Source organism: Commensalibacter papalotli (ex Botero et al. 2024) (assembly GCF_947179115.1).
GTDB lineage: Bacteria > Pseudomonadota > Alphaproteobacteria > Acetobacterales > Acetobacteraceae > Commensalibacter > Commensalibacter papalotli.
Genome location: NZ_CAMXCI010000002.1, coordinates 1 through 26,428, shown reverse-complemented (window position 1 = coordinate 26,428; position 26,428 = coordinate 1). Strand labels below are relative to the sequence as shown.

28 protein-coding genes are annotated in these 26,428 nt (G+C 36.4%); 15 read left to right on the top strand and 13 right to left on the bottom strand.

Annotated features, from left to right (window positions below):
* Nucleotide 1 precedes the first annotated feature (1 nt).
* The gene (locus QMN76_RS05380) at nucleotides 2-2,482 is read right to left on the bottom strand and encodes a mechanosensitive ion channel domain-containing protein (RefSeq protein WP_282024251.1); all 2,481 of its coding nucleotides are present in this window, start codon (nucleotides 2,480-2,482) and stop codon (nucleotides 2-4) included.
* Between the two features lie 164 nt (nucleotides 2,483-2,646).
* Nucleotides 2,647-3,888 carry an MFS transporter gene (locus tag QMN76_RS05375; protein WP_282024253.1) on the bottom strand — a complete coding sequence of 414 codons (1,242 nt, stop codon included), beginning with the start codon at nucleotides 3,886-3,888 and terminating at the stop codon, nucleotides 2,647-2,649.
* Between the two features lie 129 nt (nucleotides 3,889-4,017).
* Between QMN76_RS05375 and QMN76_RS05370 the strand changes: the two genes are divergently transcribed.
* The 3 genes from QMN76_RS05370 (at nucleotide 4,018) to QMN76_RS05360 (ending at nucleotide 5,008) form a co-directional block, all read left to right on the top strand.
* Complete coding sequence (locus QMN76_RS05370) at nucleotides 4,018-4,155, top strand: hypothetical protein (protein WP_282024255.1); 138 nt, start codon at nucleotides 4,018-4,020, stop codon at nucleotides 4,153-4,155.
* 38 nt (nucleotides 4,156-4,193) lie between these two features.
* Nucleotides 4,194-4,343, top strand: a complete 150-nt coding sequence (locus tag QMN76_RS05365) for a hypothetical protein (RefSeq protein WP_282024257.1) — start codon at nucleotides 4,194-4,196, stop codon at nucleotides 4,341-4,343.
* A 68-nt stretch (nucleotides 4,344-4,411) separates the two neighbouring features.
* A complete protein-coding gene (locus tag QMN76_RS05360; RefSeq protein WP_282024259.1) occupies nucleotides 4,412-5,008 on the top strand; it encodes an IMPACT family protein in 597 nt (198 codons plus the stop codon).
* Here QMN76_RS05360 and tldD read toward each other — a convergent pair.
* Together tldD and QMN76_RS05350 are read right to left on the bottom strand one after the other, a co-directional pair.
* Nucleotides 5,005-6,456 (bottom strand): metalloprotease TldD, encoded by a 1,452-nt coding sequence (gene tldD / locus QMN76_RS05355; protein ID WP_282024260.1) that lies wholly within the window; start codon nucleotides 6,454-6,456, stop codon nucleotides 5,005-5,007. The genes QMN76_RS05360 and tldD overlap by 4 nt on opposite strands.
* A gap of 33 nt (nucleotides 6,457-6,489) precedes the next feature.
* A complete protein-coding gene (locus QMN76_RS05350) occupies nucleotides 6,490-7,485 on the bottom strand; it encodes a COX15/CtaA family protein (protein ID WP_235176848.1) in 996 nt (331 codons plus the stop codon).
* On the opposite strand from QMN76_RS05350, the gene QMN76_RS05345 reads away from it, so the two are divergent.
* The 4 genes from QMN76_RS05345 (at nucleotide 7,421) to QMN76_RS05330 (ending at nucleotide 10,163) form a co-directional block, all read left to right on the top strand.
* The gene (locus tag QMN76_RS05345; RefSeq protein WP_255343292.1) at nucleotides 7,421-7,555 is read left to right on the top strand and encodes a hypothetical protein; all 135 of its coding nucleotides are present in this window, start codon (nucleotides 7,421-7,423) and stop codon (nucleotides 7,553-7,555) included. The genes QMN76_RS05350 and QMN76_RS05345 overlap by 65 nt on opposite strands.
* 108 nt (nucleotides 7,556-7,663) lie before the next feature.
* Nucleotides 7,664-8,356: a TVP38/TMEM64 family protein gene (locus QMN76_RS05340; protein ID WP_282024262.1), complete on the top strand. Its 693-nt coding sequence runs from the start codon at nucleotides 7,664-7,666 to the stop codon at nucleotides 8,354-8,356.
* 51 nt (nucleotides 8,357-8,407) lie between these two features.
* Complete coding sequence (locus QMN76_RS05335) at nucleotides 8,408-9,019, top strand: glutathione S-transferase family protein (RefSeq protein WP_034339944.1); 612 nt, start codon at nucleotides 8,408-8,410, stop codon at nucleotides 9,017-9,019.
* Between the two features lie 22 nt (nucleotides 9,020-9,041).
* Entirely contained in the window at nucleotides 9,042-10,163 is a 1,122-nt protein-coding gene (locus QMN76_RS05330; RefSeq protein WP_152534198.1) for a glycosyltransferase family 61 protein, read from the top strand.
* Here the strand turns inward: QMN76_RS05330 and QMN76_RS05325 are convergent.
* From QMN76_RS05325 to thiM, 3 genes are read right to left on the bottom strand one after another with little or no spacing between them, the layout of a single operon-like run.
* Nucleotides 10,160-11,200, bottom strand: coding sequence for a hypothetical protein (locus QMN76_RS05325; RefSeq protein ID WP_034339951.1), 1,041 nt, complete (start codon nucleotides 11,198-11,200; stop codon nucleotides 10,160-10,162). The genes QMN76_RS05330 and QMN76_RS05325 overlap by 4 nt on opposite strands.
* Nucleotides 11,175-12,554, bottom strand: coding sequence for an MBOAT family O-acyltransferase (locus QMN76_RS05320; protein WP_282024266.1), 1,380 nt, complete (start codon nucleotides 12,552-12,554; stop codon nucleotides 11,175-11,177). The genes QMN76_RS05325 and QMN76_RS05320 overlap by 26 nt, the downstream gene beginning before the upstream one ends.
* A gap of 27 nt (nucleotides 12,555-12,581) precedes the next feature.
* Nucleotides 12,582-13,409: a hydroxyethylthiazole kinase gene (gene thiM / locus QMN76_RS05315; protein ID WP_282065812.1), complete on the bottom strand. Its 828-nt coding sequence runs from the start codon at nucleotides 13,407-13,409 to the stop codon at nucleotides 12,582-12,584.
* Between the two features lie 142 nt (nucleotides 13,410-13,551).
* Between thiM and QMN76_RS05310 the strand changes: the two genes are divergently transcribed.
* Nucleotides 13,552-14,301 carry an SDR family NAD(P)-dependent oxidoreductase gene (locus QMN76_RS05310; RefSeq protein ID WP_282065810.1) on the top strand — a complete coding sequence of 250 codons (750 nt, stop codon included), beginning with the start codon at nucleotides 13,552-13,554 and terminating at the stop codon, nucleotides 14,299-14,301.
* 145 nt (nucleotides 14,302-14,446) lie between these two features.
* Nucleotides 14,447-15,370 (top strand): COG2958 family protein, encoded by a 924-nt coding sequence (locus QMN76_RS05305; protein WP_282065808.1) that lies wholly within the window; start codon nucleotides 14,447-14,449, stop codon nucleotides 15,368-15,370.
* 23 nt (nucleotides 15,371-15,393) lie between these two features.
* On the opposite strand, the gene QMN76_RS05300 is transcribed toward QMN76_RS05305, so the two are convergent.
* The 4 genes from QMN76_RS05300 to QMN76_RS05285 form a co-directional block, all read right to left on the bottom strand.
* Nucleotides 15,394-16,188, bottom strand: coding sequence for a universal stress protein (locus QMN76_RS05300; RefSeq protein ID WP_034339966.1), 795 nt, complete (start codon nucleotides 16,186-16,188; stop codon nucleotides 15,394-15,396).
* A gap of 174 nt (nucleotides 16,189-16,362) precedes the next feature.
* Nucleotides 16,363-17,649, bottom strand: a complete 1,287-nt coding sequence (locus QMN76_RS05295; protein WP_034339969.1) for an MFS transporter — start codon at nucleotides 17,647-17,649, stop codon at nucleotides 16,363-16,365.
* A gap of 97 nt (nucleotides 17,650-17,746) precedes the next feature.
* On the bottom strand, nucleotides 17,747-18,790 hold the full coding sequence (locus QMN76_RS05290; RefSeq protein ID WP_282024270.1) for an NAD(P)-dependent alcohol dehydrogenase: 1,044 nt from the start codon (nucleotides 18,788-18,790) through the stop codon (nucleotides 17,747-17,749).
* 294 nt (nucleotides 18,791-19,084) lie between these two features.
* Nucleotides 19,085-19,207, bottom strand: a complete 123-nt coding sequence (locus tag QMN76_RS05285) for a hypothetical protein (RefSeq protein ID WP_255343290.1) — start codon at nucleotides 19,205-19,207, stop codon at nucleotides 19,085-19,087.
* Nucleotides 19,208-19,481: 274 nt separating this feature from the next.
* On the opposite strand from QMN76_RS05285, the gene QMN76_RS05280 reads away from it, so the two are divergent.
* Complete coding sequence (locus QMN76_RS05280; protein ID WP_282024271.1) at nucleotides 19,482-19,784, top strand: TehB family protein; 303 nt, start codon at nucleotides 19,482-19,484, stop codon at nucleotides 19,782-19,784.
* 71 nt (nucleotides 19,785-19,855) lie between these two features.
* On the opposite strand, the gene rpiB is transcribed toward QMN76_RS05280, so the two are convergent.
* Complete coding sequence (gene rpiB / locus QMN76_RS05275) at nucleotides 19,856-20,314, bottom strand: ribose 5-phosphate isomerase B (protein ID WP_034339978.1); 459 nt, start codon at nucleotides 20,312-20,314, stop codon at nucleotides 19,856-19,858.
* 273 nt (nucleotides 20,315-20,587) lie between these two features.
* On the opposite strand from rpiB, the gene QMN76_RS05270 reads away from it, so the two are divergent.
* The 5 genes from QMN76_RS05270 (at nucleotide 20,588) to dhaL (ending at nucleotide 25,498) form a co-directional block, all read left to right on the top strand.
* Nucleotides 20,588-21,703, top strand: coding sequence for an MDR/zinc-dependent alcohol dehydrogenase-like family protein (locus QMN76_RS05270; RefSeq protein WP_282024272.1), 1,116 nt, complete (start codon nucleotides 20,588-20,590; stop codon nucleotides 21,701-21,703).
* A 62-nt stretch (nucleotides 21,704-21,765) separates the two neighbouring features.
* The gene (locus QMN76_RS05265) at nucleotides 21,766-23,034 is read left to right on the top strand and encodes an MFS transporter (protein WP_282024273.1); all 1,269 of its coding nucleotides are present in this window, start codon (nucleotides 21,766-21,768) and stop codon (nucleotides 23,032-23,034) included.
* Between the two features lie 33 nt (nucleotides 23,035-23,067).
* Complete coding sequence (locus QMN76_RS05260) at nucleotides 23,068-23,808, top strand: SDR family oxidoreductase (RefSeq protein ID WP_282024275.1); 741 nt, start codon at nucleotides 23,068-23,070, stop codon at nucleotides 23,806-23,808.
* A gap of 36 nt (nucleotides 23,809-23,844) precedes the next feature.
* Entirely contained in the window at nucleotides 23,845-24,849 is a 1,005-nt protein-coding gene (locus QMN76_RS05255; RefSeq protein ID WP_282024277.1) for a dihydroxyacetone kinase subunit DhaK, read from the top strand.
* Between the two features lie 4 nt (nucleotides 24,850-24,853).
* Nucleotides 24,854-25,498 (top strand): dihydroxyacetone kinase subunit DhaL, encoded by a 645-nt coding sequence (gene dhaL / locus QMN76_RS05250; protein WP_034339993.1) that lies wholly within the window; start codon nucleotides 24,854-24,856, stop codon nucleotides 25,496-25,498.
* 182 nt (nucleotides 25,499-25,680) lie between these two features.
* On the opposite strand, the gene QMN76_RS05245 is transcribed toward dhaL, so the two are convergent.
* Nucleotides 25,681-26,428 (bottom strand): carbohydrate porin (locus QMN76_RS05245; RefSeq protein WP_282065807.1); only part of this gene is annotated, 748 nt, incomplete at its 5' end.

The window sequence follows — 26,428 nt, the reverse complement described above, 5'->3', positions numbered from 1 at the left end:
ATCACTTTTTTTCAGATGCAAGGGATTCTTCGGGTGCGGGTTTCTCCACGGGATCTTTTGTGGTAATTTTGCTTATTTCATTTAGATACTCTGATAAAATATCGCTTTTTACCCCATCTGTACTGCTGGTTGGATTAACATAACAGGTAATAGAAATAACCAAAGCAATTTCAGTAATACTGTCAACCAATACGCTAGGTTTGGGGGTTTCAACGACTTCAGGATGATTATTCATAATATCTAAAATAAGTACTTTGGCTTGTTCCATCTGTTTTGGGGCAATAACAGGTAGTTTGATTGAAATTAGCCCCATATGGCGGCTTCGTGTTGAATTTTGAACTGATGTTGTAATAAGTTGAGAATTTGGAACAATTAGGGTTGAAAAGTCACTAAGTTGTATTTCTGTTGCACGAACTTTAATACTTTTAACCGTTCCCTTAACTCCTCCAACGGTAACCGTATCCCCAAGGCGGACAGGTCGCTCTGCTAATAAAATTAAGCCAGAAACAAAGTTTTGAACAATAGCTTGTAAACCAAAACCAATACCAACGGATAATGCACTGACAATCCATGTAATATTTTGTGTTGTTACCCCTAGGGTAGATAAAATAACAACAGCAACAATAATCCAGCAGCAATAATTAAAAATAGTATCAATTGAATTACGTGTTGCATGATCTAGGGTTGTTTTAGGAAATAATTTCTCATTAAGCCAGTTCCGGATAAGACGAATACAGTAAATACTTACTATAAATATAACAAATGCCTGAGCGATAGAGCCAAAGGAAATTGTTATATTTCCTATTTGTTGTGTTTGTAAAATAAGAGATAAATGTTGGGCAAATAAGACAAGGTCAAAGTTTCCAGGTGATACGAATGATGCAATAATCAGTAACACTGTTAAGACTGTAATTGCCCCGGTGATTACTGTTGCAAGTTGCTCCATACTTTGAGGCTTAATACCTAATAATCGTATTTTTTGTCCAACCCAACGATCAGGATCAAAAAATAAGTTCGTGATATCAATGAGCAGAATTTTTAATAGGGTTAAGGTGCTGAATACAAGAGCAACCCAGTTTAACCAGACAGCCATTGAAAAACCAAGATAGATGTAGCCTGTAAGTACTGTAATGACACAAATAATACAAAAAATAGGCAGAGCAATAGCAACAAAGAAAAATCCCAACCCAGGACTAGCTCCTGTAGTTAATCGTTCAGAGCCTATTTGGCGCAATTTAATTGGAATAGCTAAGAATAATAATGCAGCAGTAATTGTGAAAAACCCATTACATAATTGTTGTGCAAAAACACTAACTCCACTGGTAGTATTAATATAATTAACAACGCCTAACATGAACACGATTGCTGCATATATGATTGGTAAGATATTAATGGCTTTTGCAGTTTTATCGCCAATAGGCAATAATCTCCATTGAGGGCTTTTGACAGCTAAAAAACCACGATATAATCCTAAAATAAATCCACAAAAATAAAGTTGATGAATAATATGCTGTGAAAATTCAAAGGCAGAATGATTGACACTATCTTGATACCCTAATGATGTAAAAATAACAGTGGCAGACACACCTGCGGTAATAGAAGATAATATAGCAGCACATAATGTCATCAAACTGCGCCTGAGGCGTGTAGGGGGTATTATTTTTTCCACAAGTTTTGTGATTAACTTTTCGGTAAGAGGGCGAGCCAAAAAGATAATGAGTAATGCCCCTAAAATCCCTCCAAACATTTGTAAACGACTTGATGTTCCATTACTCCATGTTTGGGAAAATAAACTGCTAAAATCTGTATATATATTAGAGATGCGTGATTGATCAGCTTGATGATACAGACCTATTTGATGCCAAAAATCGCCAGATAGTGGGGACGGAAGATGTGTAAAAAGTTGGACTTGTTGAATATTTTCTATGGATTGTTGTATTTGAGAAATTTGGCTATTTGCTTCGAGTTGAATAATGGTTGCTTGTTGAATTTTTGATTGCAAGTCATGGCGGTTTTTAACTAAGGATTGTTGATAGTTGTTAACTTCTAAGTTGTCGTTATCAACAGGTTTTTTTTTATCATCTGGTTTAGGAGTGGTTGCATCTGTTGTTGAATCATTTGTAGATTTTAACGTTTGAAGAGCTTGAGTATATCCAGCCAAGCGAGGTTGTAACATTTTAATCAGATCGCTTGCTGTAATTGAAATATCTTGGACTTGGCTTAAAAGATTTTTAAACGCATTACGATCTTCTGATTTTCCCATAGACTGCAATGTTTTGCTGATATTTCTAAGCTTTTTGGTCATTGCGTCGAGTTGGGGTTGTGTGGTGGTATCAGGAGTATTAACAAAAATAGAAGGAGTAGCAGCAGAAGAATTTTTTGTTGTTGTATCTGTTGCAGTGTTCTGAGCATAGCTGGAATTCAAACTAGTGATACCCAACATAACCGAAATAATCAAAAAAGAACGTATAATCAGCTTCATGAATATGCTTTCTGATAGGAAAAGAAAAAAGGTATTTGTATGAGTTAATATAAAATTTAATTGAAAATGACTGCAGTTATTTAAATGGTCTTTTAACTCTTGTTACAAAAACCATAAATTATCTGAGTAAAAAATCAAGCTTGTTTGTGATATTTGTTCAAAGATTAATCAGATTTTAAATTATCCAACCGATCAACTTTGCGTAAAGAAGGAAATAAGGCTATCCATAAACAGGCAATGATAATGGTGCCTATTCCACCTATAACAACGCTATTGACTGGGCCTACAACTTCAGCAAGCATTCCACTTTCAAATTCGCCTAATTGATTAGAAGATCCAATAAAGACCATATTAACCGCAGAAACACGTCCTAACATATCATTAGGGGTTAAAAGTTGAATTAACGTGCTACGCACAACAACGCTGATGACATCCGCCCCCCCCAAAGCGGCTAGACAGATAACAGATAAAGTTAAATTAGTTGAAAGACCAAAAATAATCGTAGCTATGCCAAAGATAAAAACAGCAACAAACATTTTTTTACCTGCATTACGTTGGATTGGGTATTTGGTTAAATAAGTGGCAATTAACAAAGCACCAATTGCAGAGGATCCTTTTAAAATCCCCAATCCAACAGGCCCACAATGAAGGATGTCTTTGGCATAAATAGGCAGCATAGCGGTGGCTCCACCTAATAAAACTGCAAATAAATCTAGTGAGATAGCGCCTAATACGCGAGGTCGAGAAAAAATAAAACGAATACCTCCAAAAAGATTTTCAATAGATAAAGGCATGGGTGTTTTTTGGGTGGGTTTAAATTGAATGGTAAATGTTGCGATGGCAGCTAATAAAAAACTGACTGTGCAAACGATATAAGTCAGATCAGCACCAAATCCATATAAAATCCCTCCAACCGCTGGGCCTAAGATCGAAGCGGTTTGAAATAAAGAGGACGAAAGAGCTGTGGCTTGAGGGAAATAATTTGTTGGAACAATATTAACTAAAAATGTTTTCTGACACGGCATTTCAAAAGACCGTGCACAACCAAATAAAATCAAGATTATATACATTAAAGTCGGGGTTAATTTATTATGAAAAGACTGCCATGCTAAAATTATGGCACAGAGTGCCTCGATAATGAGGCAGATCACGACAATATTTTTACGATTAAACCGATCCGACATATGTCCTGCTGGTAAAACCAAGATCAGCAAAGGAAAAAACATTGCCAATCCAACGAATCCAAGGGCGGCGGCACTGTGGGTCAGGTCATAGATTTGCCATCCCATAGCAACGGATAAGGTTTGCAAAGCAAGAGAGGAAAAAGTACGACCAAAAATAGCTGCTAACAGACCTGGATATTGGATGAGTTGTTTAAAAGTGGGGGTATTTGAAGGAATGTTCATTAATAAAATAACTAAATAGAGAGGTATATTTTTGTAAAATTGATATTATAGTTTAATTTTACTATATAGACAATAATATCTATATTTAGTATTATATAGACAATAATATAACTATATATAGAAAGTCAGATGAAACAATTTACTAAAATTACAGAGCTTGCTCAATATACTAATGAACAACAAGAACGAGGCGGTGGGTTGTTTGGACCTAGCCCTGAGAGTGAGGCAGGACAGAATTTTGGGCAGAAAGTGCAGATCAGTCTTTAGCTGAAAATACAATTCTGTTAGAAACATTAAAGCTCTTTATGAAAAGAATATATGCTCAAGAACACTCTGAAGAAGAAAGTATAAAGTTTTTTGATCAACTGATTTGCCAAGCTTTTTATAATGCACAATTATATCCAGGTGATGTTTTGGCTGGGGAAAAGCTACTAAAAAATATTATCAATTCATAGGACATAGCTAGTTTATAGATATATCATAGCGCATTTTATTTTGCTTTGTTCTATGTTACTAAATTATTATGAGTGATAATACGATTTATCGATTGATTGAACCTTATCAATATGAGCAAGAGATTAAAAAAAGTATCTTTCTTGCTCATGTAGTTCCTGTTGCGTCTGAAGAACAAGCACAGGAGTGGTTGCAAAAGTTGAGGGTGCCAGAGGCAACACATAATTGTTGGGCATATCGAATTGGACAGAAATATCGCAGTGATGATGATGGAGAGCCCTCTGGAACAGCAGGTCGTCCTATTTTACAAATTATTGAAAAACAAAATTTTGATCAGGTTTTGATTTTAGTGATTCGATGGTTTGGTGGGATAAAACTGGGGGCTGGGGGATTAATTCGTGCTTATGGTGGCACAGCGGCGGAATGTTTGCGGCAAGCACCCCGTGCAGAATATATTCCACAAAAAACAGCAAGCATTTTATGTTCTTTTTCCGATCATGCTTTACTCAAAGCGCGGATAGTCGAATATGATGCCCAAATTATTAGTGAAGAGTTTGGTGCAGAAGTAGAAATGAAAATTACTGTCCCCGAAGATACTTATGTAGCATTATATGATCGTGTTTTAGACCTTACACGGGGACAGGCTGTGATTATAGAAGACGGTTAAAGATCAGTTCCACCAACGGTTAGGCCAGACATTTTCAATGCAGGTTGACCAACACCAACAGGAACGCCTTGTCCTGCTTTACCACAAGTACCAACCCCTCTATCGAGTTCCATCTTATTCCCAATCATGGTAATTTTAGTTAAGGCATCAGGGCCATTACCAATCAAGGTTGCCCCTTTAACGGGATGAGTTACCTTACCATTTTCGATGAGATAGGCTTCTGATGTAGAGAACACAAATTTACCAGAGGTAATATCGACTTGCCCACCACCAAAATTAACCGCATAAATACCACGTTTTGTGTTAGAAATCATATCATCAAGTGATGCATCACCAGCCAGCATAAATGTATTTGTCATTCGAGGAATAGGGGTATAGGCAAAAGATTGCCTGCGACCATTTCCAGTAGATTGTTTATTCATTAATCGAGCATTTAAACGATCATAAATAAAACCTGTTAAAATACCATCCTCGATCAAGGTTGTGCGTTGGGTTGGGGTGCCTTCATCATCAATGCTGAGGCTACCACGACGTTGATTAATTGTACCATCATCAATAACGGTTACACCAGGAGCAGCAATCCGTTGTCCCATCAGACCAGCAAACGCAGAGGTTCCTTTGCGGTTAAAATCACCTTCCAGTCCATGACCAATGGCTTCATGAAGTAAAATACCAGGCCATCCTGCGCCTAAAACCACGTCCATTTCCCCAGCAGGGGCAGGTTTGCTTTGTTGATTAACTAAGGATTGACGTAAAGCCTCATCAACCGCTGCTTTCCAGAGGGATTCTTGAGTAATATCATCATATCCATAACGCCCACCACACCCATAAGAGCCAATTTCTCTACGTCCATCTTCTTCGGTAATTACAGATACATTTAAACGCACCAACGGACGAATATCAGCTGTTCTAAATTGATTGGCACGGATAATTTGAATAGCCTGCCATTCCCCAGAAATAGAGGCGCTGACTTGCACAACACGGTTATCTTTGCTGCGTGCATAATTATCAATTTCGTGAAGTAAATGTGCTCTGGCAGAAAAGCTTCCTTGTTGCAAAGGATTTTCTGGATGATAAAGACGCTGGTTTGTTGCAATAGGATTTTCCGACATTGTGCCACTGCGTCCCATTTTAAGTTGACTGACGGTTTCACCTGCACGTTTTAAGGCTTGATCATTAAGCTCATTTGAATGTGCAAAGCCTGTTTCTGTCTCTAGAACTGATCGTAATCCAAAACCTGAGGTAATATCGGTCGTTGCCGTGCGAATAGTCCCATCATCAATAGAGATCATCTCACTTTCACAATATTCCAGAAATAACTCCCCATCATCCATACCGTTTAATGTGTCATGAACAGATTTTTCAGTTTGCTCACGATCCAGTTGGCTGGATGAACCATTGAAAAATAACTCATCTGTCATAGCAAGCGCATTAATAGGGTCAGTCATGAAGATTACCTTTATGATAAAAGAATAGAGTGATTAGGCCGAGATTTGTTTTGATACTCGTGTTCGATGTAGGGCGATAATTAAGGTTGTCAATAGAATAACTGCAAATGCTTGATGTACAGTTCCCGCCCATACAGGCACAACCAGTAATAATGTTGTAACACCCAAAGCATATTGAATAAGAACCGCCCAACCCATCATCATAATCGAGTCTTTAATAGATTTTGAAGATCCTGACTTTAGGCCAATAAACAAAGTTACAAAGATCATGATCACAGTTATCGTTGCCAATAGGCGATGATTAAATTGAATAGCCGCAATATTCTCTATAAAATTAACTAAAAATGGAGATAGAGAGGCATAATCAGTTGGAACCAGATGGCCATTCATTAGTGGAAATGTATTAAAAGAATGCCCAGCATGTGTTCCAGCGGTAAATCCACCAGCAACAATTGTGAAGCAAATTAAAACGATATCAATCCATAATAAGGTTCGAATAGATTTTGTTGTAATTTTATCTAGACTTTGGTCTGGTTCTGGATTTCTTACGTTTAAACCTGTCCATAAAATAGCGATATATAGCGCAATAGCACAGGATAAATGTAATACAAGTCGAACGGGTTCAACGGCGGTGCTATTTGCTTCAAATCCAGAATGCACCATAAACCAACCAATTCCCCCTTGTAATCCACCCAAAACAATGAAAAGACACATTAATAGAGCTAGTTTTTTAGTGATTGCACCTTTGATAATAAAGTAAATCAAAGGGATAAGAATAACAAATCCAATGAGCCTACCCAGGAAACGGTGGCTCCATTCTGCCCAAAAAATCTGTTTAAATCCATCTAGACCAAAACCATTATTTAGGATTTGATATTGCGGAATGGTTTTATAGAGCTCAAATTGCCTTACCCATTCAGAATGGCTTAATGGAGGCAACATCCCCGTAACAGGTTTCCAATCCATGATGGATAATCCTGATCCTGTAAGACGGGTATATCCTCCAAGGGCAATCATGCAAAGCAGCATGAAACAAATAAAAAATAACCAGTTTGATATGGATTTATTGTATTGCATGGCTAGAGAATTATCTTCATAAGGGTTATAAGAGATCGTTTATATAAAAAAATATCCTTATTTGATTTTTAGTCTTATAAACAATTTTTAGCAAGTCGAGCTTTTTTAAATAATAATTTAAAGATAGGTCATGAATAGTCAATTACAGTCAACAAAACAGCTTTCATTGATCAAACAATTTTATAAACCTGTATTAATGGTGGTTGGAATTGCTCTGGTTGCTTTTTTTGCACGATATTTTCATGGGTTGGATTTTTTTCTTAGTGACCATCATATGCTGCAAAGAGGTGCCAAGGGACAGATTATATTCTTGCTGATTGCGATTTTGATGTGTGCAATAGGGTTTCCACGGCAAGTTGTGTGCTTAACAGCTGGGGTTGTCTATGGATTTTGGCTGGGTTTTTTATATGCTACGATTGCTACGATTGTGGGGGCGATAACAACATACAGTTGGGCTTTGTGGCTGGGTAAAGATTGGGGCGCAAAATATTTGGCACATTCTAAATTAAAAAAAATAAATAATTTTATTCGTAAAAACCCATTTAATGCGGTGCTTATGTGTCGTTTAATGCCTATTGGCTCGTCTGTTGTTTTAAATACTACTGCGGGTGTAGTTGGAATTGGTTGGCTTCCTTTTTTAGGGGCAACTTTTTTAGGAAGTATGCCACAAACGATTGTTTTCGTGTTGCTTGGTGGTGGGGTCAGAATTGGCCATATAGGGCAAATTGTTATGAGTGCGATTTTATTTATAGCCTCTGCGGGTTTAGGTGTATTTTTGATGAAGCGTTCGTTTTCCAAGAAAAATGACTTGTTAATCCGTTAGATTCCTTTTTATAGTGATGGGATGGCTTTTTTTAAAAAGGAAAAACTGATAATGAAATTATATACCAAACCTGGTGCATGTTCTACTTCTGGTCATATTGCTTTATATTGGGCTAAAGCAAAATTTGAAGCTGAAAATGTTACCCCAGAACTGTTACAAGATCCAGAATTTTTAAAGTTGAATCCTATGGGGCAAATTCCCGTTCTGGTTGATGGAGATTTTGTTTTAACGCAAAATGTTGCTATTTTAAGCTATATTGCGGAATCTTTTCCTGAAGCTAAATTATTAGGAGATGGCAGTTTAAAACAAAAAGCTGAAGCTCTGCGCTGGCTTGCATTTGTAAATGCTGATGTGCATCCTGCTTTTGCGCTGATTTTTGGTGGAAAAAAATATAGTTCTGACGAGACGGTGATCGCTGCTTTGGATAAAGGTGCACGTACACGTTTACAAAAATTATATACACAAGCGAACGATCAATTAAATGGTAAAGAGTGGATTGCAGGTTTTCGCAGTGTTGCTGACCCTTATTTATTCATGACATTAACGTGGGCGAAACGTTTGAAAATAGATTTATCGGCTTTGACAAATTTGCAAAAATTTGAAGAGAGAATGGAAAAAGATTCAGGCGTCATTGCAGCGTTTAAAGCTGAAGGTCTGATTTAGGATTTAAATTTTGGACGATGATATGACTGATTACTTGCCTTTTTCACCTATATTTCGATTGAATCCACCTCATTTTGATTCAGAGGTGACAGTGATCAGAGAAATTCATGATGATAAAGAATGGGTAAAACCAGATTTTTCGTTTTCATATCGTCGTTTACAACAATTTTCGCTACCAGATGAGTGGGATAACGAATTTCCCTGCAAACATATCGCTTATAATTTTTTGTTTAAAGATGCTGTTATTAGTTCTGAAAGCGGACTATTGCAAACGAAAAGTGGACGGATGGTTGCGGACAGTTTTGACCATGCGCAATCAGCCTTGGACTTGTTTAAATACGCCAATAAACAAAGAGAGATTGCGATTTTAAAACCTAAAAAAAAGTTGTTAGGGTGTTGGCTGTCCTTATTATCTTCTAATCAAGATAATTATTATCATTGTTTGATTATGAATATAGGAAAGCTTTTTCAAATTAATTCCTCAGAAGCGGAAATGATGGATGGCATTCTGATCCCTTATCATTTAACAGATGTTGAATCCCGTGCATTTAAGCTTGCGATTAACCAAGTTTTTGGGGATCGGAATATTGATATTGTCAGAGTACAATGGGGACAGTCCTTTGAGGTGGAAAAAGTCATTTTCCCTTGGAAAGCGGTGAGTGTATTTGCTGGATATACGCATTCTGGTGTGATTTCTTTTTTTCGAGAAATTTCCTCTTCGTTATACACAGAGGGTATTTCTTTTCCAAAACGTTTTTATATTGATCGCAGGGAAGCTTGTAATCGTAAGTTGCATAATGAAGATGAACTTGTTTCTTTTTTAGAACAAAATGGTTTTGCAATTATTCAGTTAGAATATTTATCATTTGATGAACAGGCCTTATTATTTGCTCATGCAGAATATATTATTGGTGCTCATGGTGCAGGCCTTGCGAATACAGTTTTTTGTAAGCCAGGTACAAAAATTATAGAATTAATGCCTCATACATTGTTAAGATGGTGTTATCGACAAATTGCTATGGTTGCAGATTTATCTTATGAATGCGTGATTACACGCAGTAATTCTGAAGCTGAAAATAAGCCACCAGCATGGGGATCACATATTATTTCTATCCCTGATATGCTGGATGCGTTAAATCACTAGGGTTGGCTCTGTCCCAAAATTTTGCTTTCATTATTAGGAAGCTCTTGGTGATGTAAAACGGCTTGAAGAATTCCATTCATGACCATTTCTGCAGTAAAGTCACGATAATGGATAGGATCCCAAAAGCTGGTGCGTTTTTGTGTAAAATGATTGGGTAAGGCAAAATCTATAGCGATCATATTGGGTGTTTTTTTGGCAAGATTGCCTAAATTTGCTTTACATGCTTTCCAACTAACATCTGTCCATCCACCTGAATTTCCGTAAAACTCTTCAGAGAAAGGAGGGATAATAATGATTTTAGCAGTTTCTTTGGGAAGTTTATTGATCATATGTTGTAATCTGGGCAAAGCAGGCTGAACAGGGGTCCTCCCATTAGGTAAAGAGTTGTCAGCTTGAACCCATTCAGAAAAGGTTTTATTGACTTTTTGAGGATCGTAAACAAAAGATGCTGGTAATAAAGGGGTATATCCATCTGACCCATAACGTTGTTTTTTAAAACCAATAAGCCAAGCAAATTGATTAGCTGCTTCTTGAAGCGCGTATTGGTTAGCCATTTTTAAATAGCCTATCCATGGTGAGCCTTCATACATCCAAAGAGGCAAAGGCCTGCTTGCATATTCTGGATCTCCAAAACACCAAATATTGTCAGTATTAAATATAACCATTTTTGGATGGGAATGATGCATTAAAAAAAGATTATAAATCTTTTCTTGCTCCCATGGTGTAGAGGCATTCATGGATAAATTGACGAAATGTGTATTAAAAGCTTTATCAAGAATTTGAGGTTGTAAAGGGCGACTGGTAGAGGTGCCAATAATTGCGGAATCAAATTCCTGGTTTATTGCTAGTGCAGGAAAGCTATATCTTGCATTGGTTGAGATTGGAATTCGATGAAATGGAGGAGAAAAGGGTAACATCCCCCATGGATCAACGATAATGATAAATAACCAGATTAAAAAGATAGGCCCTATTGTAAAACCTAAGAAAAACAAAGCAAATTTTCGCCAAGAATTAAAAACGGAAGTAGATGAAGGCATCAGGAATGCGTCCCCCAATCAAAAGAATAAAATAAGCCGAAGCAATACCTCCGATAATGGCAATCCATTTAGAAGGGCGTAAGTAATTATTGATTAAATTCTGACTAGAGGGACAAAATAATACGAGTAGGATAGCAAGATAAAAGACGATATTATGACGGATATTATAGGTACCAAATCCATTCATACCAATCATAGATTGCCAGATATGGGACGCTGTTGAAAAATTTTCTGCACGAAAGAGCACCCAACTAAATGATAAGAATAATAGTGTAATAATCCATGAAATGTGTCGAGGGAAACTGAAAGGTACTACTTTTTTCCATGCATGGTTGATAGTTAATCCAATGCCGTGCATACCTCCCCATGCGACAAAACTCCACCCAGCACCATGCCATAATCCAGCAAGTAACATCGTGGTAATAAGATTAGCACTTTGTCGAATAGGACCACATCGGTTTCCCCCTAATGGAATATAAAGATAATCTCTTAGGAAACGTGATAAAGTCATATGCCAACGCCGCCAGAATTCTTGTAAATTATGTGATTGATAGGGGGCATTGAAATTATAAGGAAGTTGCAATCCGAATAATAATGCGGTGCCAATTGCCATATCGGAATAGCCTGAAAAATCAAAAAAGATTTGTAAACTATAAGCGATCGCTGCAACCCACCCTTCGGTCATGTTCAAGATTTGCCCCGAAGCTGCCTGATCAAATAAAGGATTGCAGGTCATGGCAATACTCTCGGCAATTCCTGCTTTTTTGACCAAACCAATCAGGATTAAGCAAAGACCTTTACTGATATTTTCCCACAGTTGAGGATTAATAGGATTCTTTTCAAACTGAGGAATAATTTCGTTATGACGAACGATAGGACCAGAAATCAGTTGAGGAAAGAAAGTAACAAATTCAAAAAAATCAATAAGATTATAAATATGCTTATCGCCACGCCTAAGGTCGACTAAATAGGAAATTTTTTGAAAAACAAAAAAGGAAATCCCTAAAGGCATGATGATATTCCAAGTGGTATGGTGAATACCAAAGAGATCATCGATATTTTCAGCAAAGAAATTGGCGTATTTAAAGAATCCCAACATCGCAAGGTTTAAAATTACCCCACCCGTTAGCCAGCCTTTTTGTATATTCTTGCCATATTGACAGGCAATAATCCAGTTGACAAAAGTAAGCAAAACTAGAAAAGGTACAAAATGCCAGTTCCATATTCCATAAAAGAGTAATGAAGCTGAAATTAACACCAACTGCCTTAAAATTTTGATTTTTACACAATTATAAAAAGCAATCAAAACCAATGGTAAAAATAAGATTAAAAATGCTTGGGTGCTAAATAACATTTGACCGCTTTGTGAATGTAAAGAAGATTAGCCTTCTTTTGCGAGTTGAATTTTTGCATAATGTAGCAGTTGCTCTTCATTTAAAAGATAAAGCGTATCAAGTAAAGCGATTTGCAAACTTCCTGGTCCTTTGGCTTGTTTCATGGCGATATCCCCTGCTGTGCCAATTAAAACCATGGCATGTGCAGAGGCCGCCAGCGCATCAGGCTCTATTGCCAAACAGGCAGCGGTAATGGCCGAAGCACTACATCCAACACCAGTGACTTTGGTCAGCATGACGTGACCATTTTTAACTTGAATCGTTTGATGACCGTTGGTGATATAATCTGTTTGTCCACTGATGGATACTATGGTTTGACAGGATAATGCTAGTTTTTTAGCGGCATCTAAAGCGTGCTCAGGCTGGTCTTTACTATCCACTCCATGTCCAGTATGATGTGTTACTTGTTTTGTATAATAATGATACAAAGCAATAATTTCTGAAGCATTGCCACGAATAGTCGTAGGGTGGTAGTTTAGGAGTTCGACAGCTATTTGTGAACGATATGTACAAGCCCCAACACCAACAGGGTCCATGACCCATGGAATCTGATGTTCAGATGCTGTTTTAACTGCAAGTAATATGGCTTGGGCTTGTGGAGCCGATATGGTTCCAAGATTGATAACCAATGCTTTGGCCTTCTGCACAAACTCTTGCACTTCTTCCTTGGCATTAATCATTGCAGGAGAAGCCCCCAGCGATAGTAATATATTCGCGGTGAACTGCATAACAACCATATTGGTAATATTATGAATCAAAGGGTTGTTTTGACGGATTTTCAGTAAAGTTTGTGCAACATGAATGGGTGTGAACATTGATAAAAGCTTTAAATGACAAATAGAAAAGTTATTTTTCTTGAGTTATATTATTTGTAAAGAAAAACGCTTTGTTTTTAAAGTGTATTTAATGAAAATATTTTATTTTGTGTGTTTAAATAAATAAGTAAGGATATTTATTGTGGATCTAGGTTTAAAAAATAAAAAAACAGTTATTAGCGGTGGATCCAAAGGCATTGGGTTTGCGATTGCACAACAATTTATTGCTGAGGGTGCCGAAGTTTATATTTGCGCACGCCAACAAAAAGGAATTGATGAAGCGGTTGCGGCTTTGGGTAACAAAGCACGTGGAGCAGTCGTTGATATATCTGACCCTAAGCAAATCAAAACTTGGATTGATCAAGCGCATAAAGAAATGGGCGGTATTGATATTGTTGTTTCTAATGTCAGCGCTCTTGCCTCTGGTCCTGACTTGGAAACTTGGAAAAAAGCTGCTGATATTGATTTGTTTGGTAATATTGCTTTGATGAATGCGACCGTTCCTTATCTAACTAAACAGAAAAGTGGAAATATTATTATTATTTCTACGGTTTCTGCGGTTGAAATAGATGGGTTCTCTGAACCTTATGGTTCATTAAAAGCCGCATTAAATCATTACGGAAAATCTCTGGCGTTGAGATTAGCAAATGACAATGTGCGTGTGAATATGGTTTCCCCTGGGAATGTTTATTTCAAAGGTGGAATTTGGAATAAAATTGAAACAGAAAACCCAGAATTTTTCCAAAAGTGCTTAAAGAAAAATCCTATGGGTAAAATGGTTACAGCAGAAAGCGTTGCGTCCAGTGTTTTATTCTTGGCCAGCCAACAAGCTGAATTTATTACAGGGTCGAATTTAGTAATTGATGGTGGTTTAACAAAAAAAGTATTCTAATATTTGATATAAAAAATTGGTGCTGTTGTTCTTTTTTACGGTAGCTTTGATTGGTAAAATAAGTAATTTTATTACTTGTCTTGAAGATAAAAAAATGAGTATGGTTCAACAAATATAGCTGTAAATAATTAGGTGAGATTTAGGTATGGAAAATTCTTCTCAGGTTAGAAAAATTGTTACTTTCTTAAAATCACATCCTAATCAACGTTTTACGGCCAGAGAAATCGCCGAAGCATTAATTGCACAATATCCTGAATTTTATACGTTGAAACGTCAAAATAGCCGCCAAAAATTTGTGACAGATGCGGCTTTCGTAAATCAAATTGTTGCTGAAATTGGATCTCGTGCAACAACAATGCTGTCGAAATATCCAGTAATAGAAATCCAAAATCAGCCAAGACCAAGGAAGTATTGGTTTTCTTTTGGTTTAACGGATGTTGAATTTACTCTTCCTGAACAAGATGTTGAAGAACAAGAGGAGGAGTTACAATCAAAAACGGTAATATTATCTGAAAAAGAAATGTACTCTTTGTTGTGTCAATATTTGGAGCAAATGGGATTAATTACCAAACGTTTAGATGAAAAAAGATCTAAGAATAGTAAAGGAAAGCATGCGAATAAATGGTTACATCCTGATATTGTGGCAATGCAACCTATCCCTGATCAATGGGATTATTTTGTTCAAAGCTGTGTGCAAGCAGGGGGTGGAGATATGCTGCATCTTTGGGCGTTTGAAGTAAAAAAGACAATTACAATGTCAACACTCAGAGCGGATTTTTTTCAAAGTGTTAGTAACTCTAGTTGGGCAAATTATGGATATTTAGTTTGTGCTGCTATTGAGGGGAAAGATACAGAGGAAGAATTACGGATGTTATGTTCTTTGCATGGGATTGGTGTGATTAATTTAATTACAGAAAATCCGTCAGAAAGCAGTATTTTAATTCCTGCTCATTTTAAAGAAAAACCAGACTGGCGTTCTATTAATCGTTTGGTTCAAGAGAATAAAGATATGGAAGATTTTATTAAACATGTTGCGAATTACTATAGAAGTGGTTTGCTTATTAAGTAATACGCAACATGATAAATATAGCTTTAATGCATATGAAGGATAGGAATATTTAAATATTTTAGTAAATCAACTGTTTTACTGCCAAAAATCATATTATATAAAGAGTGATTTTCAAATGCACCCATAAATAAAATATCAATACATTGTTCTTGTACGGTACGAATAACAGTATCTTCAATATTTCCCCCTCCTAAGATAAAAGAGGAAATCACTTTATATCCAGCTTGTTCTAAGGTTTTATGTGCCCAGTTGAGCTCTTCTTGGCGTCCTTCAGTTTGCTTTCCTGACATAACCAAATACAACGGAATAGATGAAAACAGTTTTTTTTCTGCTAAATATTGAACCAAACGTTTAGAAATATTACTGCCACTAAAAGCCAACATGCTATTTTGTGGTGCTTTAAATTCTTCAGCAATTGTCAAAATGGGCTTGTGAAGTGTGCGGATAATTTGTGTTAAACTATTTCCAATAATCTCTTGATGTTTTTGCGTGTCTTCTCCACGGCGACCCAGAATTAGTAATTCTATATTGGCTTCATACTCAATAATTTTATCTTTAAAATATCCATATTCCTCGTGAATCTCGACAAGGGAAGGGTCTATTCCTGTTGCCAAAGCACGTTCATAATAAGTGTTTAAAAGCACTCTACGAGGTGTTTTTTTATTAACATCAATCTGACTTGACGGTACAGGGCAATCGCCAATATGCAGCAATTCCAAGGGTTGCTTTATTGAATTAGCAATCCAAGCTGCATAATCTGTAACATAGGCAGAATAGGTAGATTGATCAATACAAGCAACGATTTTAGTGTTTTCCATAAAGATATTCCTACCCCTTTATTATTGGTGCTATTGTTACCTATAAAGCAAAAAAGAATCAAATATAATCATCATCTGTATCGTAAAATTACTCAAGTGTGATTTTTAATTAATCATATTCAAATTTATCATTAAAAAAGGTTATTTATATTTCTATAAATAACCTTTTAAGTTTTAAGTCATTTTGTAATCAATACCCGGTTGTTTCAAACGGATGAAATAGGTCAATATGGCGGCAAAATAATATAAAAGCCCATAGATAATGAAAACACCATAATTACCAAAACCAATAAAGTAAATGACAGATACCAACGCATTACCCAGGAATTGGCTAAGCCCTCCTCCAAGATTTTGAATAGAAACAGCAGCGCCTTTTCTTTCAGGGGCTAACATTGGAAAAATGGCTCCCATAGGAACAAAGGAGGTAATAGTAAGTGCAAAGAAAAGCATTGCGGCAATACTGGCATAAATATTACCTGGGAATAATGTGGGGATATAGTATAGTAGAATTGTCGCGGTTCCACATCCAACAAAACCCGCCCAGCGCATTTGCTTTAACCAACCAATACGATCCCCGATAATGCCCCATAAAACGTTACTAAAAGGTTGCAAAGGATAAATGAAAATACTGATTAATTGCCATTGATGTAAGGTAAATTGTCCACCATCATTTGCGGTCATAAAGTTTGGTAATACTACTGTTAAGACACCAAATAAAGAGAAGTTACAGATGGCTCTGATTACTAATGCAATAGCCAGATCTCTACTGCGGAAAACAAGTGTTAAATCACTGACAATATCACTCATTCGTTCGCCAAGAGATGGCTTTACTGTGTGTTGAACCTCAGTTTTATTTTCTGGTGGCGTTTTTAAAAAGAAAATTGTAATTGCAGCACCAGCAGAAGCCCAAATTAATGCTTGCCAAAGAGTAAACTCAGCTCCCATCTTTTCAACAAAGAAATAAGGAATACCATATCCTATAATTCCATAGCCAATTGTAAACATTGACCAAATCCAACCTACGGCAGATGCAAGTTGATTATCAGGTGTTTCTTTGACTACCCAATAAAAGAAACCATAAAAGAATAAAGGATAAGCAAATCCTCTAAGTCCATAAAAAATAAAAATAGCATAATAGTTTTGAGGAACAATACCAAACTGCATAAAGGCAGCATGCAGAACAATCCACATGATCACGCCGATAACCATGATTCTTTTAGCACCAAAGGTTTCTGCAAAAACCCCTGATAACCAACTGGAAATAGCTGCTGTTAATCCATAAATAGAAAAGATTAAGCTGCCCTTATCTTCAGCCACACCTAAGTCATGATGAATATAATGGGCCAAGAAACTTTGTTCAAAGCCATCTCCAGCCATAAATAGGGCAACGGCAATATATCCCCAAAAAAGGGAAACAGGCATGCCGATGACCATACGGGATTTTGCTTGGGAATTGCTCATTTGTGATGTCCACAAAAAATATTGGGTAAAAAGGGAGGAAAAAGCCCGTATAATAAAATTATAACGGGCTGTTTATCGAAGCAAAAGAGAAAGTTACTTATTCAGCAACTTTGATCATCAACTTGACATCAGTTGGTTGTGCAGATGCTGCACGTTCAAAGGCTTCAATTGCTTTTGATAATGGGTAAATACCAGACATAAGTGGTTTTAAGTTTACTTTTCCAGATGCAATCAAATTGACTGCACGATCATAAACATGTGCATAACGGAATATTGTTTCCATATGAATTTCTTTACTTTGTGCAGTAACGAAATCAAAAGGAACTTTATCTACAGGCATACCAACAAATACAATGGTTCCGCCAGGTCTGGTGCAAGCAAGAACGGTATCGTATGCTGATGGGTGGCCTGATGCTTCAAAAGTCACATCAACACCCCAACCTTTACCACATTCAGCAGTGATTTTATCTTCCAAAGATTCTTTAGTAATATTAACAGGGATAATTCCCTCATACTGTCCAGCAATTTCAAGTTTAGGCGCTGCAACGTCTGAAATAAATACTTTGCTAGCACCAGAAGCGAGCGCGCCTATTGCGGTTAAAATTCCAATAGGTCCACACCCAACAACTAAACAAATGTCACCAGGTTTAATTTTAGCCTTAACACAAGCATGAACACCAATTGCAAAAGGTTCTACAAAAGCACCTTCTTCAAAAGAAACATTGTCTGGTAGTTTAAAAGTAAATGCGGCTGGATGAACAACAGTTTCTGTTAAACATCCATGAATAGGAGGGGTCGCCCAAAAAGATACATCTGGATCAACATTATATATGCCTAATTTTGCAGCTTTTGACAAAGGATTGGGAATACCAGGTTCCATACATACACGGTCGCCAATTTTAAGAGTGGTAACATTTTTACCAATCTCAATAATTGTTCCCGAAGCTTCATGACCAAGTACCATAGGTTCATTAACAACAAAAGGCCCAATTTTACCATGTGTATAATAATGAACATCACTGCCACATACACCAACAGTATTAATTTTGATTTTAACATCATTAGGCCCAACGTGGCTGGGCAAATCAATGTCACGAATACTTAGGTTGCCTTTGCTTTCTAAAACAAGAGCTTTTGCCATAAAAACCTCCTAAAAGAAGAGAAAAATATCTATGTTCTAGCGATAGCACCATCTATATTTATTGAACAATCACAAAAAAGTGATTATTTCCAAGCAAAAAGATAATCGATATTTAAAATTAGTTTTATCAGTTATTTATATTCAATAAATTTAAGAGATTTTTCATAGTGGTTATGTATGGTAAAATAATTCTTGCTTTCAAAACATATATGCACAAATTATTTCATAATTTATTTTAACTTTTAAAACTATGTAATACATTATGTTTTGCCTATGTTTGTAAATTAACTTCAATTATTCCCAAGTCATAAACAAATTAATCAAGAATTCGGGGTCGTCCAGCATTGGTTTTATTAAAATCATTACTGCACTAATCGCACAAACTTTTAACCAGTTTTTAAGTTTGAGAATATGCATTCCCGCCTCCTATGATAATTATTAGGTTATTACCCTAACAAATTGACTATATTTAATTTTTCAACATAGCTCTATGTGTATATAGTTTATTTCGTGTTCAACAATCTTTCTGGATAGTCTTGATATTTATATATTCTTTAAAAAGAACAATAACGGATTTATATATCGTATAGATCTGTTAAGTTTACTATAACATTTTCAGAAAGAGGAACAATTATTCTTTTGAAAATAGTGGTCAAAATGACGTGATATTCATTTTTAATAGGGGCTAATGATGAGTAATCAAGATGAAAATTTAGTATGTTATAAAATGCTTTCTGTTTGGACAGCAGATACCTTACCAGAAGCCTTCAAAAATCGACATAATACTAAATCTGGAACGTGGGCTAAGTTACAGATCTTGTCAGGCGATTTAACAATGGAATTTATGTTAGGGGATGGAACTGTTACGAATCGTATTAAATACTCTACTCTACAACAGCCCCCTTTGATCAAGCCAAAGCAATATCATCGTATTGCGGCATATAGTAATGATATACGATGCCAGCTTTCTTTTTATGCAAAAGAAGATTCTTGATAATGAAAATATCTTAGCCATTCTTAAACTTAAATAAGAATGGCTAAGGATTGACTATGAAGAAAATTAAATTATGAAGATATTGCTTTTTTTTCGTAATAATTAATACGGTCTACTTTTGGTGCAGAGCTACCACCAGAGAATTCAGAATCCAACCATGCTTTAACTACCATTTTTGCTAATTCAGGACCTACAACTCTTTCCCCTAATGTAATAATTTGTGCATTATTGCTTTTTCTTGCTCGTTCGGCGGAAAATGTATCATGGCATTGTGCCGCACGAATGCCAGGAATTTTATTCGCTGTAATTGCCATGCCAATGCCTGTTCCACAGACTAAAATTCCACGTTCATGTTTGCCCTCTTTGATAGCTTGTCCAACAGACCATGCAATATCAGGATATAAATTAGATTCACGACTTGCATCAGTGCTGTAATCTACAACTTTTATACCGATAGATTCTAACCATTCTACCAAAGTATTTTTTAAACTAACTGCAGCGTCATCACAACCAATTGCAATAGGTAACATTTTTTTTTTCCTTAGGTTAAAAGTTTTAACAAGTTAAAATGTTTAAACGCGTTTTCAAAAATTATCACGAAGAATTTAAATATAACACATAGAAAATATAGGAATTTTACGTAATCAATATCTTAAGTCAATGAAAACATCTCCTATTTACCCTTGTTGTTCCAATAGTCTTAAAAGTCAAATCACATGTATTTTATTTGTATTAAAAACTAAATTACTCAATGATGCAAAGTTGGAATTAAAGTTAAAATCGTTCAAGAAAGAGTAATAGCGATGACAGAAAGTAAAATTGGCCCAGTAGCTAAATTGGACAACATCCCTAAAACAATGCGTGCAATTGTTGCTTATGCCCCTCATGATTATCGTTTTGAAGAAGTGCCTGTACCAGAAATCGGGCCTAATGAAATATTAGTTAAAGTCGAAGCATGTGGTATTTGTGCTGGTGACGTTAAATCGTTTGAAGGTGCTCCAAGTTTTTGGGGGGATGAAAAACAACCCGCTTATATCAAAGCACCAATGATACCTGGTCATGAATTTATTGGTCATGTTGTCGCATATGGCGAAGGTATCAAAGACTTTAAGTTAAATGATCGTATTATTTCTGAACAAATTGTTCCTTGTTGGGATTGTCGTTTTTGTAACCGCGGTGAGTATTGGATGTGTGAAAAACATGACCTTTACGGCTTCCAAAATAATGTTAATGGCGGTATGGCTGAATATATCAAATTACCTAAAGAGGCCATTAACTTTCATGTTCCTGATGATATTCCAATGAAAAAAGCTATTTTGATCGAGCCTTATGCTTGTTCATTACATGCTGTGCAACGTGCTAACGTAAAACTAGGAGATTTTGTGGTTCTTTCTGGCGCAGGAACTCTTGGTTTAGGTATGATTGGTGCGATTAAGAAGTCAGGCCCTGATAAATTAGTTGTGCTTGATCTAAGTGAAGAACGTCTTGCAATTGCGAAACAATTCGGTGCTGATATTGTAATGAATCCAGCCAAAGAAGATGTTGTTCAAAAAATTAAAGATATGACCGAAGGTTATGGTTGTGACATTTATATTGAGGCAACTGGTGCAGGTAAATCGGTAGAGCAAGGATTGGCAATGATCCGTAAATTGGGTCGTTTCGTTGAATTTTCTGTGTTTAAAGATCCTGTTGCTGTGGATTGGAGCATCATCAGTGATCGTAAAGAGTTAGACGTATTGGGATCTCACTTAGGCCCATATTGCTATCCGATGACGATCAAAGGTATTCAAAATGGTGACTTCCCAACCGAAGGTGTGGTTACTCATGTTTTCCCACTAGAAAAATATATGGAAGCTTTTGACATCATGAAAAAAGGTGTTGGATCGTTAAAAGTTGTTTTGGATCCTAATTTAAAATAATTGTTTTGGTGGATGCAAAGCCTGGCTTATGGCTGGGCTTTTGCAGATAAAGGTCAAAGTGTATGGGCAATATAATTAATAAAATTTTTGTTTCACCAAAATTAATGCTTGGTTATTTTGGGGTCTTGATTTTCATGGCAGGTGAAGGTTTAGAATTAAACTGGCTGCCAGAATATTTACAACAATATGGTCATATGACCAAAGCGGAAACAGGACTGATTTATACCGTTTATGGACTGATGGTTGCGATTTCATCTTGGTTTTCTGGTGTTATGGCAGAGATTTATGGCGTCAGACGTGTCATGTTTATCGGGCTAATTTTATTTTATATTGGTTCATTTTTATTTTTAGTATTTGGGATGCCCAGTCATAGTTTATACTGGATTATTCCTACTTATGCTATTCGTGGTTTAGCTTATCCGTTATTTGCTTATGGGTTTTTAGTTTGGGTTGCTTATGAAGCTCCTGCTGAAAAACTTGGTTCTGCAGTTGGAATTTTCTGGTTTATGTATTCAGGTGGTGTTGCGGTTATTGGAACGGGATATTCAGATCTTATGTTGAATACTTTCCACATGGAACATTTACATCTTTTGTGGACAGCACTTATTTTCGTTACTTTGGGTGCAGTTATCGCGCTTGCTCTTAGTGGTGGAGATAGCAAAAGTACGAAATCTAATCATGCTTCTTTTTCATATTTATTAAATGGGTTAACTATTCTTGTTAAAAAACCAAAAGTTGCAATGGGTGGTATTGTTCGTATGATTAATACCAGTGCAGCATATGGTTTTCCTGTATTTATTCCAGCCCTGTTAATTGCTGAACATTATGACAAGCATGTTTGGTTATCAGTTGTTTTTTGGTTATGGACAGTGAATGTTATATTCAACTTATTATGGGGTATTATTGGAGATAAATTGGGGTGGCGTAATGTTGTGATGTGGTTTGGTTGTGTTGGTTGTGGTATTACAACTTTCCTTTTCTATTACGCAATTACATCGCATGCTTCTGTTTTAACCATTACGTTGATTGCAAGTGTATATGGTTGTTTCCTTGCTGCATTCGTTCCTTTATCTGCAATTATGCCAATGTTAGCACCTAATGATAAAGGGGCTGCAATGTCTATTCTTAACTTTGGTGCAGGAATGAGCTATTTCTTCGGTTATTTCATCGTAACTTTATTTATTGATTATGTTGATAATGCTGGTGTGATTTATATTTATACTGGCCTTTATTTTGTTGCGGCTGTCTTGATGATTTTTGTTAATGTCAAACAACCCAGCAAAGATACTGTGGATCACGAAGCATCATTGGCAATTAAAGAAGCGCTGTGATTACGTTTATATTTAATAAGGAGTGTCTTAAAAATGTTTGATTTATCTGGAAAAAATGCTGTAATTACGGGTGGTGGTGCTGGAATTGGTAATGAAATTGCCAAAGCATATCTTGAAAAAGGTGTTAAAGTTGCGTTGTTAGATCGTGCGGATAATATCGCGCAAATAGCCAAAGATTTTGGTGCTGATAAAGCAATTGGTATTCAAACTGATGTCACAAGTAAAGATCATATTAACAAAGCAATCAAAGCGGTTGTTGATCATTATGGTCGCATTGATATTTTGGTTAATTGTGCTGGGGTTGCATTATTAGATGCAGCTGAAAATATCAGTGAAGAAATGTGGGATGCAACACTTAATATTAATTTAAAAGGAACATTTTTGGTATGTCAAGCTGTTGGTAATGTAATGTTAAAACAAAAACATGGCTCTATTATCAATCTTGCTTCTCAGGCAGGTGTCGTTGCATTGCCTAATCATATTGCATATTGTGCGAGCAAAGCTGGAGTTATTGGTCTTACCCAAGTATTATCATTAGAATGGGGGCCATCAAATATTAATGTGAATTCTATTTCTCCTACTGTTGTTTTAACCGAGCTTGGAAAAAAAGCATGGGCAGGAAAAATTGGGGATGAATTTAAAGCAAAAATCCCATCTCGTCGTTTTGCTGAACCAGAACAAATCGCAGCAGCAGCCGTTTATCTTGCCAGCAGCGAGGCATCTATTATTAACGGTGCCAATTTAGTCATTGATGGTGGTTTTACAGTTCAGTAAGATCATATATCTGTTAATTAAGCCAGAGTGAATGAAATGAAGTTAAATAGAATAATTAATAATCCAGATTTAGTCGTAGAAGATGCTATTGAGGGATATGTTGCGGCTCATCCAGAGCTTTTTGTAAAAACAGATCACGAAAGAGTATTGAAATACCCTACCATCCCTCAAAAAGGAAAAGTTGGGATTGTAACAGGGGGTGGTTCGGGTCATGAACCAGCATTCTTGGGTTACGTTGGTAAAAACATGGTCGATGCTGTGGCTATTGGTGAAATTTTTTCTTCACCAACAGCAGGTGCTTTCCTTGAAGCAATGAAAGCGTCTGATGGTGGTGCAGGTGTTGCCTGTCTTTATGGAAACTATGCTGGCGATAACATGAATGTTAAAATGGCAGTTAAAAAAGCTGCTGCTGCTGGTATTACGGTTAAAACCGTTGTTGCAAATGATGATGTTGCTTCTGCTCCGATTACGGAAAGAGAGAAACGTCGCGGTGTTGCTGGCGAAATCCTCATGTGGAAAGTAGGCGGTGCAGCTGCTGCGGCTGGCTATGATCTTGACGGTGTTATTGCTGCAGCACAAAAAGCAATTGATAATTGTCGTTCTATTGGTGTTGGCTTAAGTTCTTGTATTATTCCTGCTGTGGGTCATCCAAACTTCAATATTGATAACGGTATGATGGAAGTTGGAATTGGGCATCATGGCGAACCAGGAATTAATGTTGTTCCATTACAACCTGCTAAAGAAATGGCTCATACAATGTTAGAGCCTATTTTAAAAGAAGGTATTTTTGAAGCAGGTTCTGAAGTTGTAGTATTAGTTTCTGGTTTGGGTGCGACCCCTACAATGGAACTTTATATTTATTATGCTGAAGTTGATCGTATTTTAAAAGAAAAAGGCGTAAAAGTTCATCGTAGTTATGTTGGAAATTATTTCACCTCCCTTGAAATGATGGGTGTTACGCTTTCTATGATGAAACTAGATGACGAGTTGAAGAAACTTGTTGATGCTCCTGTTCATTCTCTTGGTATGGTTCAAGGTTAATAAAATGTCTGAAGTTGTTGTTATTAAAAATGGTGTTGATATTGTTGATGATTTGATCAATGTAATTGTTAGTAATCGTGATTACTTAAGTGAGATCGATGGTGCTATTGGGGACGGAGATCATGGAATTAATATGGCTAAAGGATTCAATATTTGTAAGAAACGTATTGATGGCAAAGAATTAACATTATCTGAAGCTTTGGCAGAACTAAGTGATTCCTTAATGGAAGGAATTGGTGGTTCTATGGGGCCTTTATATGGCTGTATCTTTACGGGTTGGTCAGATAGCATTCAAGGTAAAACTGAGCTAACCAAAGAAGATGTTCAAGCTATGTTGGCTAATGGAATAAGTGAGTTACAAGATATCAGCCCAGCTCAAAAAGGTGATAAATGTTTGGTTGATACACTTTTTCCTGCCGTTGAAAGTTTTGAACAAGCTGTCAAAGATGGTAAAAGCTTTAAAGAAGCATTAACTATTATGAAAAATGCCGCCGCCAAAGGTCGTGATTCAACTAAGGATCTTGTTGCTAAGATTGGTCGTGCTAGCCGTTTAGGTGAGCGCTCTAAAGGCGTGCTAGATGCTGGTGCAGCTTCATGTTGTTTATTGGTTACTCAGTTAGCTGACAGCCTTGAATCAAAGATGAATTAATTTTTAGGTAAAATATTAATTTATAAGTTAAAAACCGTGCTCTTTTACTGAAAAGCACGGTTTTTTATGAAATTTTGTATTTCTTACAAACAAAAAAAATTACTGATGGTGTAGTCTATTAAAATAAAGTAATTTTTTATATATAAAAAATTCTTCTTCTGAAAAAACATAGAAGATTTTGTTTAAAAATTAATCGTTGATCTTAATCCGAAAACGGCTTCATTTTGGATACGTTTATATGATCCTTCCTCTAGATTTAAACCTCCACCAGGGTTGAAAATATATTGAAAGTCAGGTTTTATTTCCCACCAAGGAGTTGCTTGGATTTGCCAGGCAAGCTCTATGTGATGCTCAGTTTTTCGTATGCGCCAGGTTGGGTCATTTAAACGGCGATAATCTCTGTCATATTGTCTTGCACGGTCACTCATTCGACCAAATCCCCACCCTAAACCAAGAGAATCGTCTTCTCTGCCAAAAATACCTTTATAAACAATACCTCCGTCACCACCAAGGTTAACTGGGCTTCGATCTCCTGGTGAGGTTTGAATACGCCCAAACAAACCTATAGAGTGTTTTTTATCATGGTTACGCCAAATCATTTGATCTGCGATTCCGTAAACAGACCAGCTGTTATTATGCATATATTTTGTCTGATCTGTATCTGATGCGGCTAATAATAATCTTTGTGCATTATATCTTTGATCAGGAAAGCCAGCACTATCAAAATAAGCGCCTAATTTATAAGTTCCAGGGTAGCCATAAGATTTACTATCATTTTTTTTATCCGCTGGTGCTGGGTTCAAATGGTATTGCAGTTCGTTAATAATGAAAACCCCTGTCGTAAAATTGAAACGGGTACCAGAAAGATGTTTTGACTGTGGATCACAAGTAAAAGGACCAGAAGGGTTACAAAAAGAAACATCATTTGGA

Bases quoted from the DNA above. Each gene is read 5' to 3' on its own strand.
- QMN76_RS05270 (WP_282024272.1), top strand. From the start codon at position 20,588: ATGACAGAAAGTAAAATTGGCCCAGTAGCTAAATTGGACAACATCCCT.
- QMN76_RS05285 (WP_255343290.1), bottom strand. From the start codon at position 19,207: ATGCATATTCTCAAACTTAAAAACTGGTTAAAAGTTTGTGCGATTAGT.
- QMN76_RS05380 (WP_282024251.1), bottom strand. From the start codon at position 2,482: ATGAAGCTGATTATACGTTCTTTTTTGATTATTTCGGTTATGTTGGGT.
- QMN76_RS05375 (WP_282024253.1), bottom strand. From the start codon at position 3,888: ATGAACATTCCTTCAAATACCCCCACTTTTAAACAACTCATCCAATAT.
- QMN76_RS05320 (WP_282024266.1), bottom strand. From the start codon at position 12,554: ATGTTATTTAGCACCCAAGCATTTTTAATCTTATTTTTACCATTGGTT.
- QMN76_RS05255 (WP_282024277.1), top strand. From the start codon at position 23,845: ATGAAGTTAAATAGAATAATTAATAATCCAGATTTAGTCGTAGAAGAT.
- QMN76_RS05370 (WP_282024255.1), top strand. From the start codon at position 4,018: ATGAAACAATTTACTAAAATTACAGAGCTTGCTCAATATACTAATGAA.
- QMN76_RS05260 (WP_282024275.1), top strand. From the start codon at position 23,068: ATGTTTGATTTATCTGGAAAAAATGCTGTAATTACGGGTGGTGGTGCT.
- QMN76_RS05340 (WP_282024262.1), top strand. From the start codon at position 7,664: ATGAATAGTCAATTACAGTCAACAAAACAGCTTTCATTGATCAAACAA.
- QMN76_RS05360 (WP_282024259.1), top strand. From the start codon at position 4,412: ATGAGTGATAATACGATTTATCGATTGATTGAACCTTATCAATATGAG.
- QMN76_RS05290 (WP_282024270.1), bottom strand. From the start codon at position 18,790: ATGGCAAAAGCTCTTGTTTTAGAAAGCAAAGGCAACCTAAGTATTCGT.
- thiM (WP_282065812.1), bottom strand. From the start codon at position 13,409: ATGTTCACACCCATTCATGTTGCACAAACTTTACTGAAAATCCGTCAA.
- QMN76_RS05335 (WP_034339944.1), top strand. From the start codon at position 8,408: ATGAAATTATATACCAAACCTGGTGCATGTTCTACTTCTGGTCATATT.
- QMN76_RS05350 (WP_235176848.1), bottom strand. From the start codon at position 7,485: ATGCTGCTTTGCATGATTGCCCTTGGAGGATATACCCGTCTTACAGGA.
- QMN76_RS05345 (WP_255343292.1), top strand. From the start codon at position 7,421: ATGATGGATAATCCTGATCCTGTAAGACGGGTATATCCTCCAAGGGCA.
- dhaL (WP_034339993.1), top strand. From the start codon at position 24,854: ATGTCTGAAGTTGTTGTTATTAAAAATGGTGTTGATATTGTTGATGAT.
- tldD (WP_282024260.1), bottom strand. From the start codon at position 6,456: ATGACTGACCCTATTAATGCGCTTGCTATGACAGATGAGTTATTTTTC.
- QMN76_RS05265 (WP_282024273.1), top strand. From the start codon at position 21,766: ATGGGCAATATAATTAATAAAATTTTTGTTTCACCAAAATTAATGCTT.
- QMN76_RS05280 (WP_282024271.1), top strand. From the start codon at position 19,482: ATGAGTAATCAAGATGAAAATTTAGTATGTTATAAAATGCTTTCTGTT.
- QMN76_RS05365 (WP_282024257.1), top strand. From the start codon at position 4,194: ATGAAAAGAATATATGCTCAAGAACACTCTGAAGAAGAAAGTATAAAG.
- QMN76_RS05330 (WP_152534198.1), top strand. From the start codon at position 9,042: ATGACTGATTACTTGCCTTTTTCACCTATATTTCGATTGAATCCACCT.
- QMN76_RS05325 (WP_034339951.1), bottom strand. From the start codon at position 11,200: ATGCCTTCATCTACTTCCGTTTTTAATTCTTGGCGAAAATTTGCTTTG.
- QMN76_RS05295 (WP_034339969.1), bottom strand. From the start codon at position 17,649: ATGAGCAATTCCCAAGCAAAATCCCGTATGGTCATCGGCATGCCTGTT.
- QMN76_RS05300 (WP_034339966.1), bottom strand. From the start codon at position 16,188: ATGGAAAACACTAAAATCGTTGCTTGTATTGATCAATCTACCTATTCT.
- rpiB (WP_034339978.1), bottom strand. From the start codon at position 20,314: ATGTTACCTATTGCAATTGGTTGTGATGACGCTGCAGTTAGTTTAAAA.
- QMN76_RS05305 (WP_282065808.1), top strand. From the start codon at position 14,447: ATGGAAAATTCTTCTCAGGTTAGAAAAATTGTTACTTTCTTAAAATCA.